Genomic DNA, 13,323 nt, shown 5'->3' on the forward strand with positions numbered 1-13,323 from the left:
CCGTGTCCGAATGGGTTCAATTCCTGCCCTTGTTGCTGCTCGCGATCCTGTTCTGGATCCTCGTGCTGCGTCCGGCCAGACGTCGCCAGCGCGAGTTCGCGGGCCTGCAGAACCAGCTGGCCCCCGGCATGCGGGTCATGCTGGCCAGCGGCATCCACGGCGAGCTCGTCACGGTCGACGACGACACCATCGACCTGCGCATCGCGCCTGAGGTGGTCATCACGGTGGCCCGCCCCGCCGTCGGTCGGATCATCGAGCCGATCGACTCCGACATCTCCTCCGAAGAAAGCAGCTGATGGCCCAGAAGAGCAAGTCCGCACGCAACTCCCGCAGCGGACTCCCGCGCCCCGGGCGGACCTTGACGATCTTCATGATCCTCGTCGCCGCGCTGTACGCGCTGGTCGCCGGCATCGGCATGTCCAGCAACGACAAGAACGCCGACCCCACGTGGCAGCCGCGCCTCGGCCTCGACCTGCAGGGAGGCACCCGCATCACCCTGCAGGCCGTGGCCTCCTCCGGCGGCGTCACCGCCGCCAAGCTGGACCAGGCGCGCGACATCATCGACCAGCGCGTCAACGCGACGGGTGTGTCGGAGGCCGAGGTCACCACCCAGGGCGGCGACCAGATCATCATCGAGATCCCCGGCCAGCAGAAGGGCGACATCGTCGACCAGGTGGGTCGCACCGCTCAGCTCCGCTTTCGGCTGGTCTGGGCCGACCAGCTGACCGGTGCCGCCGCCGCGCCCGACGCCAAGGCGGTCACTGACGCCCAGGCCGTCATCGACAAGATCGACTGGACCAAGCTGACGCTCGACCAGATGATCCAGGCCGAGCTCGCCGGCGTGCAGACCCTGCCGTCCGACTACCAGGAGGGCATCACGGCGCTGCAGACCGAAGCCACCAACTTCGTCTGCGATCCCAACGGAAACGCGGTCGAGGACGCCACTGATCGCCCGGTCGTCACCTGCGACCCGGCCACCGGTGAGGTGTTCGTGCTCAGCCCGACCGTGATCGAGGGCTCACAGGTCAAGAGCGCCGACCAGGGCTACAACCCCCAGCAGGCGCAGTGGGTCGTGCAGATCGCGTTGAAGGGCGAAGGGTCCGACGTCTTCGACAAGGTCACCGACGCGCTCACGCCGCAGCAGCGCCGATTCGCCATCGTCCTCGACGGCGAGGTCCTGAGCGCGCCCACGAGCAACGCGCACATCACCAACGGCGAGTCGCAGATCAGCGGCAGCTTCACCTCCGAGACCTCCAAGGCCCTGGCCGATCAGCTCAAGTTCGGCGCACTCCCGCTGACGTTCAAGGTCAACGGCGTCTCCGAGGAGGGTCCGTCGCTGGCCGGCAGCCAGCTCAAGGCCGGTCTCATCGCAGGTCTGATCGGCCTGCTGGTCGTGGTGATCTACAGCCTGCTGTACTACCGCGGCCTCGGTCTGGTCATCGTCGGCTCGCTGCTCATCGCCGGTGCCATCACCTACGTCATGGTGCTGCTGCTGGGCAAGAGCGTCGGGTTCACCCTGACGCTTCCGGGCATCGCGGGGTTGATCGTGGCCATCGGCATCACGGCGGACTCGTTCATCGTGTTCTTCGAACGCATCCGTGACGAGGTGCGCGACGGCAAGTCGTTGCGCCTGGCGGTCGAGGCCGGCTGGGTCCGCGCGCGCACCACGATCCTGGCCGCCGACGCCGTCTCGATCATGGCGGCGGTCATCTTGTTCGTGTTCGCCATCGGCGTCGTGCGCGGTTTCGCGTTCGCGCTCGGCCTCACCACCTTCATCGACGTGTTCGTGGTGTTCTTGTTCACCAAGCCGCTGGTCACGTTGCTCGCACGCACGAAGTTCTTCGGCCAAGGGCACAAGCTCTCGGGCCTGGACCCGGCCCACCTGGGCATCACGGGTCGCAAGGTGTCCCAGATCGGGCGCAGCACGGGAGGGGATTCCTGATGGGTCGCATCAGCACGTTCGGTCAGCACCTGTACGAGGGCAAGATCTCGTTCGACTTCGTCGGACGTCGCAAGCTCTGGTACTCGATCTCGGCAGGCATCGTGATCCTGGCGGCCGTCGCGTTCGGTGTGCGCGGATTCAACCTCGGCATCGAGTTCAAGGGCGGTGTCGAGTTCACCGCACAGGTCCAGAAGAACGATGCTGCCACCGTCGACGCGCTCGCCACCGCGGTGAAGGATGCCGGCGTCCCGGAGGCCGGCGATCCGATCGCGGCCACCTCGGGCGCCTCGTCGGTGCGCATCCAGACCAAGCCGCTCACGCAGGACCAGGCCTCCACCATCCAGGACGCACTGCGCAAGGCCGGGGCCACCGAGGTGAGTCAGAACCTGATCGGGCCCAGCTGGGGCGCGCAGGTCGCCAAGAAGGCGTTGACCGGCCTGATCGTGTTCCTGGTGATCGTCGTGCTGTTCATCTGGGCCTACTTCCGCGAGTGGCGCATGTCGGTCGCGGCCATCGTCGCCCTTGCGCACGACCTGCTGATCACGGCGGGCGTCTACGCCTGGTCGGGGTTCGAGGTCACCCCCGCCACGGTCACCGGCCTGCTGACGATCCTCGGCTACTCGCTGTACGACACCGTCGTGGTGTTCGACAAGGTCCGCGAGAACACCAAGGGCATCCCCGAGTCCACGACCAACACGTACTCCGAGCAGGCCAACCTCGCCGTCAACCAGACGCTCGTGCGATCGATCAACACCTCCGTCACCGCGCTGCTTCCGGTGTTCGCGCTGCTGATCGTGGGTGCCGCCGTGCTCGGCACCGGACCCCTGAAGGACCTCGCCCTGGCGCTGTTCGTCGGCATGGCCGCAGGCACCTACTCCTCGATCTGCATCGCCACCCCGTTGGCCGCGCAGCTCAAGGAGAGCGACCCGATGATCATCGCCCACACCAAGAAGGTCCTCGCTCGTCGCGAGAAGCGTGAGACGGCGCCGGAGCCGGAGCCGGCGGCAGCCGGTCGCCCCGTGGCACCGTCCGGCTCGTCCAAGCGCAGTCAGCCGTCTCGTCAGCCACGTTCTCGCCGCTCCAAGGGCAGTTCCTGACCGAGCGACGACCATGGCATGCTGTGTGCCACGAAGCGCAGCAGGACGAGCCCTGCCGCCGCGAACGGAGGATTCACGATGAAGGCATCTCTTGCCCTGGCGGGCGCCATCTTGATCGGCACGTCGCTGTCGGCCTGCGGCGGCGGTGGCAGCGGCTCCGGCGGCGCCTACTGCACGGACCTGAAGTCAGCCTCCAAGACGTTCGACAACCTCAACAGCGGTGATGTCGGCGGACTCGAGGACGCGTTCACCACCTTCCACAAGCTCGCCGGCGAGGCTCCCGACGAGGTGAAGGCGGACTGGAAGGTCCTCGACGACGGCATCACCAGCGTCGAGAAGACCCTGAGCGACGCCGGCATCAAGTTCTCCGACTTCGCCAAGATCCAGGCGGGCGAGCTGCCCCCCGGCGTCGATCCGACCAAGCTGCAGGACGTCGCAGGCTCCTTCACCAAGCTGAGCGACGAGAAGTTCACCGCCGCGGGCAATGCGATCCAGAAGCACGCCAAGGACTCGTGCGACGTCGTTCTCAAGTGAGTGAAACCGGCGCCATCGGTGACCTGATCGACGCACGCACCCGCGTGGTGCCCGACTTCCCCGAGCCGGGGGTGATGTTCCGTGACATCACGCCGATGTTCGCGGACGTGGCCGCTTTCGAGCGGCTCGTCGAGGCACTGACTGACGCCGCCTCCGACCTGGGTCCGATCGACGTCGTGGCCGGCGTCGAGGCGCGCGGTTTCATCGTCGGTCCGCCGGTGGCCATGCGGCTGGGGGTCGGATTCGTGCCGGTCCGCAAGCAGGGCAAGCTGCCCGCCGAGGTGCACGCCGCCGAGTACTCGCTGGAGTACGGGACGGCGACGCTGGAGGTGCACGTCGACTCGATCGAGCCTGGACAACGGGTGCTGCTGGTCGACGACGTGCTCGCCACCGGTGGCACGCTGGCAGCGGTCGACCAGCTGGTGTCTCGATGTGGTGGCGTCACGGTGGGGGCCGTCCTGCCCATCGAGATCACCGAGCTCGGCGGGCGTGAACGCCTGGCCCCGATGCCCGTCTCGTGCCTGCGCTCGTACTGAGACGTTCCGCTGCGACCGATCCGACCGGGAGGTGATGGATGAGTCAGAACACGATGCGCATCACCGCGCTGGTGCTGGTGGGGCTGCTGGTGATCGGCACGGCTGCGACCCTGATCGGCCAGCTGGCCTGACCGCGACGGCTACGATGGAGGTCGAACCGAGGAGGGTGCGTGGCTGATCGCGTCGAGGCCCCGCCGGGGGAGTCCGCCAAGGCAGACTCTGCGCCGGCGTCGGCTCGCGTGCGCAACCGCATCGCGCGGCTCGGATCTCGACCCGACTCGGCCGACGCCGTGCTGGATCCGCTGATCAAGATCCACCGCGCCAACCACCCCAAGGCCGACGTCACCGCCATCCGCAAGGCGTACGACATCGCCGACCGCATGCATGCGGGCCAGACCCGCAAGAGCGGCGATCCGTACATCACGCACCCGCTGGCGGTGACCACGATCCTGGCCGAGCTCGGCATGACCGGGCCGACCCTGTGTGCTGCGCTGCTGCACGACACCGTCGAGGACACGCCGTACACGCTCGAGCAGCTCAAGGCGGACTTCGGCGAGGAGGTCGTGCGCCTCGTCGACGGTGTCACCAAGCTCGACAAGGTCAAGTACGGCGAGACGGCGCAGTCCGAGACGATCCGCAAGATGGTCGTGGCGATGAGCCGCGACATCCGGGTGCTCGTCATCAAGCTGGCCGACCGGCTGCACAACATGCGCACGCTGCGCTACCTGCGGCAGGACAAGCAGGAGCGCATCGCCCGCGAGACCATCGAGATCTTCGCGCCGTTGGCCCACCGCCTGGGCATGAACACGATCAAGTGGGAGCTCGAGGACCTCGCGTTCGCCACGCTGCACCCCAAGGTCTACGACGAGATCGTGCGGCTCGTCGCCGATCGTGCGCCGTCGCGCGAGGAGTTCCTCGAGCGTGTCGTGGGCGACGTCGAGTCCGATCTGCGGCACGCCAAGGTCAAGGCCACCGTCACCGGGCGGCCCAAGCACTACTACTCGATCTACCAGAAGATGCTGGTGGGCGGCCGCGACTTCACCGACATCTTCGACCTCGTGGGCGTCCGCATCCTGGTCGACTCGCTGGCCGACTGCTACGGCGTGCTCGGCGTGCTGCACGCCCGCTGGAACCCGATCCCGGGGCGTTTCAAGGACTACATCAGCGTCCCGAAGTTCAACATGTACCAGTCGCTGCACACCACGGTGATCGGCCCGCAGGGCAAGCCCGTCGAGCTGCAGATCCGCACCCGGGCGATGCACCGGCGTGCCGAGTACGGCGTGGCCGCGCACTGGAAGTACAAGGAGGACCAGGCCGGGTCCGCCGACGGCAGGAAGAACGGCGCCAAGGCCGACGTGGGGCACGACCCCGCCGACATGGTCTGGCTGCGCGAGCTGCTGGACTGGCAGTCAGAAACCTCCGACTCCGCCGACTTCCTCGACACCCTCCGGTTCGAGATGAACAGCGGGGGCGTCTACGCCTACACGCCGCGCGGCGACCTGATCCAGCTGCCGGAGAAGTCCACGCCGGTCGACTTCGCGTACGCGGTGCACACCGAGGTGGGCCATGCCTGCATCGGCGCGCGCGTCAACGGCCGACTCGTGTCGCTGGAGTCGCAGCTCGTCACCGGCGACGTCGTCGAGATCTTCACCTCCAAGACCGCCGACGCGGGCCCGAGCCGCGGCTGGCTGGACTTCGTGGCCAGTCCCCGCGCGCGCAACAAGATCCGCCAGTGGTTCACCAAGGAGCGGCGCGAGGAGGCCATCGAGCTCGGCAAGGACCTCATCGCCAAGCAGATGCGCAAGGAGGGTCTCCCGCTGCACCGCCTGTTCAAGCGCGAGACGCTCGAGACCGTGGCGCACGAGCTGCAGCTGGCCGACGTCTCGGCGCTGTACGCGGCAGTCGGCGAGAACAACGTCGGCCCGCAGAACGTCGTCGAGCGGGTCATCGACCTTGCCGGCGGTCGCGAGGGTGCCGCGGACGACCTCGCCGAGGCCACGTCACTCGTGCGCGACGGCCGCAAGAGTCGCGAGCGCCCGGTCACCGATGCCGGTGTGCTGGTCGACGGTGTCGACGGAGACGTCATGGTCAAGCTGGCGCGGTGCTGCACGCCGGTGCCGGGCGACGCGATCGAGGGCTTCGTCACGCGCACGGCCGGTGTCTCGGTGCACCGGTCCGACTGCGTCAACCTGGCGGCACTGCGATCGCAGACCGAACGGCTCGTGGGTGTCCGGTGGGCGCCCACCGGCAAGAGCACGTTCCTGGTCGCGGTCCAGGTCGAGGCGCTCGATCGTCCGCGGCTGCTGTCGGACATCACGCGGGTGATGTCGGACCAGCACGTCAACATCTTGTCGGCGTCGCTGTCGCTGGGCCGCGACCGCGTGGCCAAGACCAAGTTCACCTTCGAGATGGCCGACGCCAAGCACCTGGGCCACGTCCTCAGCGCCGTCCGCACCGTCGAGGGCGTGTTCGACGTCTACCGCCTCACCCAATGACCGAATTTTGCGGGGTCAAGCACCGTTTCGAGCAGTCGACATGGTGCTTGACCCCGCAAAATTCGGTGCTTCGGGTCAGCTGAAGTCGGCCTGGGCCTTCTTGGCCATGTCGAGGAAGGCCTGCTTGGACTCCAGGTCGGCGGTGAGGTCCTTGGCCTTCTTGGCGTCGCCGGCGGCCTCGGCCTTCGTCAGCTTCTCCTGGACCTCGTCGATGGCGCGCTGCAGCTTGCCGATCATGTCGTCGGCGCGCGCCGACTTCTCCGGGTCGGTGCTGTTCCACTTGCGCTCGCCGGCCTCACGAACGGCGGTCTCGATCTTGCGGATGCGCCCCTCGAGCTCGTTGATGCGATCGCGCGGCACCTTGCCGGCGGCCTCCCAGCGATCGGCGATGTCGTGCCACGCCTGGCGGGCTGCGTCGGGGTCGGTGATCGGCAGCAGCTTCTCGGCCTCGGCGAGGATCTCGACCTTCTTGTCCGCGTTGACGGCGTACTCGGCGTCGATCGCGGCGTTGGCCTCATCGCGGGCGGAGAAGAACACGTCCTGCGCGGCCCGGAACCGCTTCCAGAGCTTGTCCTCGACGTTGCGGGGTGCCGAACCGGCCTTCTTCCACTGCGCCATCAGATCGCGATACTTGCCGGCGGTGGGTCCCCACTCGGTCGAGGACGACAGCGCCTCGGCCTCCACGATCAGCTTCTCCTTGATCTTCTTGGCGCCCTCGCGCGCCTCGGCGACCTCGCCGAAGTGCGCCTTGCGGCGCCGCGTGTGCGTGGTGCGCGCGGAGCTGAAGCGGTGCCACAGGGCGTCGTCGGCGGACTTGCTGAGCCGGGGCAGCGCCTTCCACTCGTCCAACAGCTCGCGCAGGCGGTCGGCGCCGTTCTTCCAGTCGGTGGACTCGGCGAGCTTCTCGGCCTCGGCGACGATGCGGTTCTTGCTCGTCTCGGCCTCCGCGGTCTTGGCCGCGCGCTCGGCCTTGCGGTCCTCGCGCGCCTTGTCGATGGCGGGGGTGAGCGCGTCGAGCCGGGCTCCGAGCGCAGCGAGGTCGCCGAGCGCGTGGGCGTCGGTGATCTGCGCACGGACCTTGTCGACGGCCTTGCCGGCGTCGTCGGGACTGACCGATCCACCCTCGAGGCGCTTCTCCAGCAGGGTGACCTCGGTGGCGAGCCCGTCGTAGCGTCGGACGTACAGCGCCAAGCCCTCCTCGGGTGTGCCGGCCTGCCACTGGCCGATCTGTCGCTCGCCGTCGTCGGTGCGGACGAAGACGTTGCCGTCCTCGTCGATCCGACCCCACTCGTGTGTCGCCGCGTCAGCCATGGGCCACAGTCTAGGAGGCACACGCCGTCGAGGAGCCCGCCCGGCCTCGCGTACCCTGTCGGACGTGCTTCTCACGTCGTTCCCGGCCGGTCCGCTGCAGGCGAACTGCTATGTCGTGGCCCGTGGTCCCGGCACCGGCTGTCTGGTGGTCGATCCCGGCATGGACGCCATGGCCGGGCTGCGTCAGGTGGTGTCCGAGCAGAACCTCACGCCCCGGGCCATCCTCATCACGCACGGGCACTTCGACCACATGTGGAACGCCCAGGACGCCGCGGCCGAGTACGACTGCCCGGTGTGGATCCACCCGGCCGACCGCCACCTGCTCAGCGATCCGATGGCCGCGATCTCCGGTGAGTCGGCCGCGATGTTGCGCCAGCAGCTCGGCATGACCAGCGTCCCGGACTTCACCGAGCCTGCCGACGTGCGTGACGCCGCCGACGGCACCGAGATCGAGGTCGACGGACTGACCGTCCTGGTCGACCACGTGCCGGGCCACACTCCGGGCACCGTCTTCTACCGGATCGACTACGACGGACCGGAGGACGTCTCGCAGATCATGTTCAGCGGGGACTTCCTGTTCGCCGGGTCGATCGGACGCACCGACCTCACGGGCGGATCGCACGACCAGATGCAGCAGAGCCTGCGCGACCGCGTGCTCCCGCTCGCCGACGACGTCGTCGTGCTACCCGGACACGGTCCGCAGACGTCCGTGGGTCGCGAGCGCGTCACCAACCCGTTCCTGTCCGAGCTGACGGGCAGCTGAGATGGCCAAGCTGAGCGGATTCCCCGAGTTCCTCCCGGCCGAGCGCAACGTCGAGCTCGCCGTCCTGGACCACCTGCGACAGGTCTTCGAGCTGCACGGCTTCGCGTCGGTCGAGACCCGCGCCGTCGAGCCGGTCGAGCAGCTGCTGCGCAAGGGCGAGATCGACAAGGAGGTCTACACCGTCCGTCGCATCCACGCGACTGAAGCAGACAGCAAGGCCGCCGACGCTCTGGCGCTGCACTTCGACCTCACGGTGCCCTTCGCCCGGTACGTCGTCGAGAACGCCGGCCACCTGGAGTTCCCGTTCCGCCGCTACCAGATCCAGAAGGTCTGGCGCGGCGAGCGGCCCCAGCAGGGCCGGTTCCGCGAGTTCACCCAGGCCGACATCGACATCGTCGGTCGTGGCGAGCTGGCCTTCCACTTCGACGTCGAGATCGCCCAGGTGATGGCCGAGGCACTCGGCGGCCTCCCCGTGCCCGCGCTGACCCTGCAGGTCAGCAACCGCAAGGTCCTCGAGGGCTTCTACCTGGGGCTCGGCATCGCCGAGCCCACCACCGTGATGCCCATCGTCGACAAGCTCGACAAGCTGCCGGCCGAGAAGGTGCTCGAGCTGCTGCAGTCCGACGCCGGACTCACGGCCGACCAGGCCGCCCAGTGCCTCGCGCTGGCCGAGATCACCAGCACCGACGACTCCTTCGTCGCCGCGGTGCGCGCGCTGGGCGTGGAGCACCCGCTGCTCGACGACGGACTCGCCGAGCTGGCGCAGGTCGTCACCGGGGCCGCCGGCACCGACGGCGTCACCGTGACCGCAGACCTGCGCATCGCCCGCGGTCTGGACTACTACACCGGCACGGTGTTCGAGACCCGCATGGCCGGTCACGAGCACCTCGGCTCGATCTGCTCGGGTGGCCGCTACGACCAGCTGGCCACCGACGGCAAGAACACGTATCCCGGAGTCGGCATCTCACTGGGAGTCTCGCGCCTGCTCGTGCCGTTGATCGCCGGCGGGCTGACCGCTGATCGCGCGGTCCCCAGCGCCGTGCTGGTCGCCCTGTCCGACGAGGAGTCACGGAGCGAGAGCACCGCCATCGCCCAGACGCTGCGGTCGCGAGGCATTCCCACCGAGGTGGCGTCCGCCCCGCAGAAGTTCGGCAAGCAGATTCGCTACGCCGAGCGCCGCGGCATACCGTTCGTGTGGTTCCCGGCGGCTGACGACCAGGGTCACCAGGTCAAGGACATCCGCAGCGGCGACCAGGCCGACGCCGACCTCGACACCTGGTCTCCGCCCGCAGAGGACCTCAAGCCCCGCATCGCCACCACCACCAAGGAGCAGCACTCGTGATCCGCACGCATGACGCCGGAACCCTGACCGCCGCCAACGTCGGCGACCAGGTCACCCTCGCCGGCTGGGTGGCGCGACGCCGCGATCACGGCGGCGTGGCGTTCATCGACCTGCGCGAGGCCTCGGGCGTCGTGCAGGTGGTGGTGCGTGAGGAGGTCGCCCACCAGCTGCGGTCGGAGTTCTGCCTCAAGGTCGTCGGCACGGTCAGCGCCCGACCCGACGGCAACCAGAACCCCGCGATCCCCACCGGCGAGATCGAGGTCATCGCCGACGACGTCGAGATCCTCAGCACCGCGGCACCCCTGCCGTTCCCGATCGACGACCACGCGTCGTCGAGCGCCGGGGAGGTCGGCGAGGAAGCTCGTCTGAAGTACCGCTACCTGGATCTGCGTCGTGCCGGACCCGCCGCCGCCCTGCGCCTGCGCAGCAAGGTCAACGCCGCCGCTCGTCGCGTGCTGGAGTCGCAGGACTTCGTCGAGATCGAGACGCCCACCCTCACCCGCTCGACGCCCGAGGGTGCCCGCGACTTCCTGGTGCCGGCGCGACTGCGTCCCGGCAGCTGGTACGCCCTGCCGCAGAGCCCGCAGCTGTTCAAGCAGCTGCTGATGGTCGGTGGCATGGAGCGGTACTACCAGATCGCACGCTGCTATCGCGACGAGGACTTCCGGGCCGATCGTCAGCCCGAGTTCACCCAGCTCGACATCGAGATGAGCTTCGTGGAGCAGGCCGACGTCCTGGCCCTCATGGAGCAGATCATCACCGAGATGTGGGCGCTGATCGGTCACGAGGTCACCACGCCGATCCCGCACATGACGTACGCCGACGCCATGCGTCGGTTCGGCTCGGACAAGCCCGACCTGCGCATGGGCAACGAGCTGGTCGAGTGCACCGAGTACTTCGCCGACACCGACTTCCGGGTGTTCCAGGCCGAGTACGTCGGGGCGGTCGTCATGCCCGGTGGCGGTTCGCAGCCGCGCCGGCAGTTCGACGCCTGGCAGGAGTGGGCCAAGCAGCGCGGTGCCAAGGGCCTCGCCTACGTGACGATCTCCGAGGACGGCGAGCTCGGGGGACCGGTCGCCAAGAACCTGTCGGAGACCGAGCGCGCCGGGTTGGCCGCGCACGTGGGCGCCCAGCCTGGCGACTGCGTGTTCTTCGGCGCCGGCACCACCAAGTCCACCCGGGCACTCCTGGGCGCGGCGCGCCTGGAGATCGGCGCCCGCTGTGGCCTGATCGACGAGTCGGCCTGGGAGTTCGTGTGGGTCGTCGACGCGCCCCTGTTCGAGCCGTCCAGCGAGGCCGTGGCGTCCGGTGACGTCGCGGTGGGAGCCGGGGCATGGACCGCCGTGCACCACGCCTTCACCTCGCCGCAGGACGTCGACGGGTTCGACGCCGATCCCGGCACCGCGCTCGCGTGGGCCTACGACATCGTCTGCAACGGCGTCGAGCTCGGCGGTGGGTCCATCCGTATCCACCGCGGGGACGTGCAGAAGCGGGTCTTCAAGATCATGGGCATCGAGGAGGAGGAGGCCGACGAGAAGTTCGGCTTCCTGCTCGACGCCTTCACCTTCGGCGCCCCGCCCCACGGCGGCATCGCCGTCGGCATGGACCGCATCTGCGCCATGCTCGCCGGCGCCGACTCGATCCGCGAGGTCATCGCGTTCCCCAAGTCCGGAGGCGGCTACGACCCCCTCACCGCAGCCCCGGCGCCCATCACCGCCGAGCAGCGCAAGGACGCCGGCGTCGATGCTCGACCGAAGGCACCCGAGGCTCCGGAGCAGTCCGACAGCTGAAGCGCGGGCCGAGGCCGTCGCGGTTTACCAGCAGGCCCCGGTTCGTTGTCACACCTGTGGGCAAATTTCCCCACAGGAGTGATGGTTCTCCGGGGCCTGCTGGTAAACCGCACCCCCGGCACGACGACTAGGGTCGAGGCATGAGTTCTGACGGGTTGTTCGACATCCCGGACGCTCCGTTGCCGTCCTCGTCGGGCGGGGGATCGCTCGCGGGGAACGCGCATGCCTCGGCGCCCTTGGCGGTGCGCATGCGACCGCGTGCCCTGGACGAGCTCGTGGGCCAGCAGCACCTGCTCGCGCCCGGGTCGCCGCTGCGTCAGATGATCGACGGCGACCAGCCACTCACCATCTTGCTCTGGGGCCCGCCGGGCACGGGCAAGACCACGATCGCCAGCCTGCTCAGCGCCCACACGAACCGCCGATTCGTGGAGGTGTCGGCGGTCAGCGCCGGCGTCAAGGAGGTGCGCGACGTCATCGCCGGAGCCCGACGCGCGCTGTCCAACGGGGTCGAGACGGTGCTGTTCGTCGACGAGGTCCACCGGTTCAGCAAGTCGCAGCAGGACGCGTTGCTGCCCGGCGTCGAGAACCGTTGGGTGTCGTTGGTGGCCGCCACCACCGAGAACCCGCACTTCAGCGTGATCTCGCCGCTGCTCAGCCGTTCGCTGCTGTTGACGCTGCAGAGCCTGACCGACGACGACATCGGTGTGCTGGTCGACCGTGCCCTGATCGACGAACGGGGTCTGAACGGCGCCGTGACGCTCGACGACGAGGCCCGCGCCCACCTGGTCCGGCTCGCCGGCGGCGACGGACGGCGCGCGCTCACCTACCTCGAGGCCGCCGCCGGAGCCACGGCTGCCCAGGGCAAGCAGGTCATCGACGTCGAGGACGCCGCGCTCGCCGTCGACAAGGCGGCGGTCCGCTACGACCGCGACGGCGACCAGCACTACGACGTCATCAGCGCCTTCATCAAGTCGATCCGCGGATCCGACGTCGACGCAGCCCTGCACTACCTGGCACGCATGATCGAGGCGGGGGAGGACCCGCGGTTCATCGCTCGGCGGCTGATGATCCACGCCAGCGAGGACATCGGCATGGCCGACCCCTCCGCGCTGCCACTCGCCACCGCCACCGCGCAGGCCGTCGCCATGATCGGCTTCCCGGAAGCCCGCATCCCGCTGGCCCAGGCGGTGATCCACCTCGCCGCGGCCCCCAAGAGCAATGCCGTGGTCGTCGCCATCGACCGCGCACAGGCCGACGTGCGCGCCGGCAAGGTGGGCGCCGTGCCCCCCGCTCTGCGCGACGCGCACTACGCAGGAGCCAAGAAGCTGGGGCACGGCCACGACTACCGCTATCCGCACGACGACCCGCAGGGAGTCGTCGGCCAGCAGTACGCACCCGACGACGTCGACGGGGCGGTCTACTACGAACCCACCCAGCACGGGTTCGAGGCCCGCCTGAGCGAGCGGCTGGCCTCGATCCGCGCGATCCTGCGCAAGCGCTCGCGCTAGGCTCG

Annotated in this window: 11 protein-coding genes; 10 read left to right on the forward strand and 1 reads right to left on the reverse strand. The window is 68.9% G+C overall.

Annotated features, from left to right (window positions below):
• Positions 1-2: 2 nt before the first annotated feature.
• From yajC to AC0L5F_RS00815, 6 genes are all read left to right on the forward strand, one after another.
• Positions 3-296, forward strand: a complete 294-nt coding sequence (gene yajC, locus AC0L5F_RS00790) for a preprotein translocase subunit YajC (protein WP_473314699.1) — start codon at positions 3-5, stop codon at positions 294-296.
• On the forward strand, positions 296-1,942 hold the full coding sequence (gene secD / locus AC0L5F_RS00795; protein ID WP_473314700.1) for a protein translocase subunit SecD: 1,647 nt from the start codon (positions 296-298) through the stop codon (positions 1,940-1,942). The genes yajC and secD overlap by 1 nt, the downstream gene beginning before the upstream one ends.
• Positions 1,942-3,039, forward strand: coding sequence for a protein translocase subunit SecF (gene secF, locus AC0L5F_RS00800; protein WP_473314701.1), 1,098 nt, complete (start codon positions 1,942-1,944; stop codon positions 3,037-3,039). Before secD ends, secF begins: the two co-directional genes overlap by 1 nt.
• 78 nt (positions 3,040-3,117) lie before the next feature.
• Positions 3,118-3,573, forward strand: a complete 456-nt coding sequence (locus AC0L5F_RS00805; RefSeq protein WP_473314702.1) for a hypothetical protein — start codon at positions 3,118-3,120, stop codon at positions 3,571-3,573.
• Between the two features lie 74 nt (positions 3,574-3,647).
• Positions 3,648-4,109 carry an adenine phosphoribosyltransferase gene (locus AC0L5F_RS00810; protein WP_473316229.1) on the forward strand — a complete coding sequence of 154 codons (462 nt, stop codon included), beginning with the start codon at positions 3,648-3,650 and terminating at the stop codon, positions 4,107-4,109.
• Between the two features lie 170 nt (positions 4,110-4,279).
• Positions 4,280-6,604, forward strand: a complete 2,325-nt coding sequence (locus tag AC0L5F_RS00815) for a RelA/SpoT family protein (RefSeq protein WP_473314703.1) — start codon at positions 4,280-4,282, stop codon at positions 6,602-6,604.
• 75 nt (positions 6,605-6,679) lie between these two features.
• On the opposite strand, the gene AC0L5F_RS00820 is transcribed toward AC0L5F_RS00815, so the two are convergent.
• A complete protein-coding gene (locus AC0L5F_RS00820; protein WP_473314704.1) occupies positions 6,680-7,915 on the reverse strand; it encodes a DUF349 domain-containing protein in 1,236 nt (411 codons plus the stop codon).
• A gap of 64 nt (positions 7,916-7,979) precedes the next feature.
• On the opposite strand from AC0L5F_RS00820, the gene AC0L5F_RS00825 reads away from it, so the two are divergent.
• The 4 genes from AC0L5F_RS00825 (at position 7,980) to AC0L5F_RS00840 (ending at position 13,318) form a co-directional block, all read left to right on the forward strand.
• Positions 7,980-8,678: an MBL fold metallo-hydrolase gene (locus tag AC0L5F_RS00825; RefSeq protein WP_473314705.1), complete on the forward strand. Its 699-nt coding sequence runs from the start codon at positions 7,980-7,982 to the stop codon at positions 8,676-8,678.
• Between the two features lies 1 nt (position 8,679).
• Complete coding sequence (gene hisS, locus AC0L5F_RS00830) at positions 8,680-10,020, forward strand: histidine--tRNA ligase (protein WP_473314706.1); 1,341 nt, start codon at positions 8,680-8,682, stop codon at positions 10,018-10,020.
• Positions 10,017-11,810 carry an aspartate--tRNA ligase gene (gene aspS, locus AC0L5F_RS00835; protein ID WP_473314707.1) on the forward strand — a complete coding sequence of 598 codons (1,794 nt, stop codon included), beginning with the start codon at positions 10,017-10,019 and terminating at the stop codon, positions 11,808-11,810. Before hisS ends, aspS begins: the two co-directional genes overlap by 4 nt.
• 140 nt (positions 11,811-11,950) lie before the next feature.
• The gene (locus AC0L5F_RS00840; RefSeq protein WP_473314708.1) at positions 11,951-13,318 is read left to right on the forward strand and encodes a replication-associated recombination protein A; all 1,368 of its coding nucleotides are present in this window, start codon (positions 11,951-11,953) and stop codon (positions 13,316-13,318) included.
• Positions 13,319-13,323: the final 5 nt, after the last annotated feature.

It is taken from the genome of Aeromicrobium sp. 10G20-16 (genome assembly GCF_055809665.1).

Excerpts from the sequence above, each read along its gene's own strand:
- secD (WP_473314700.1), top strand. The coding sequence starts at position 296 with ATGGCCCAGAAGAGCAAGTCCGCACGCAACTCCCGCAGCGGACTCCCG.
- secF (WP_473314701.1), top strand. The coding sequence starts at position 1,942 with ATGGGTCGCATCAGCACGTTCGGTCAGCACCTGTACGAGGGCAAGATC.
- AC0L5F_RS00805 (WP_473314702.1), top strand. The coding sequence starts at position 3,118 with ATGAAGGCATCTCTTGCCCTGGCGGGCGCCATCTTGATCGGCACGTCG.
- AC0L5F_RS00810 (WP_473316229.1), top strand. The coding sequence starts at position 3,648 with ATGTTCCGTGACATCACGCCGATGTTCGCGGACGTGGCCGCTTTCGAG.
- AC0L5F_RS00820 (WP_473314704.1), bottom strand. The coding sequence starts at position 7,915 with ATGGCTGACGCGGCGACACACGAGTGGGGTCGGATCGACGAGGACGGC.
- hisS (WP_473314706.1), top strand. The coding sequence starts at position 8,680 with ATGGCCAAGCTGAGCGGATTCCCCGAGTTCCTCCCGGCCGAGCGCAAC.
- AC0L5F_RS00840 (WP_473314708.1), top strand. The coding sequence starts at position 11,951 with ATGAGTTCTGACGGGTTGTTCGACATCCCGGACGCTCCGTTGCCGTCC.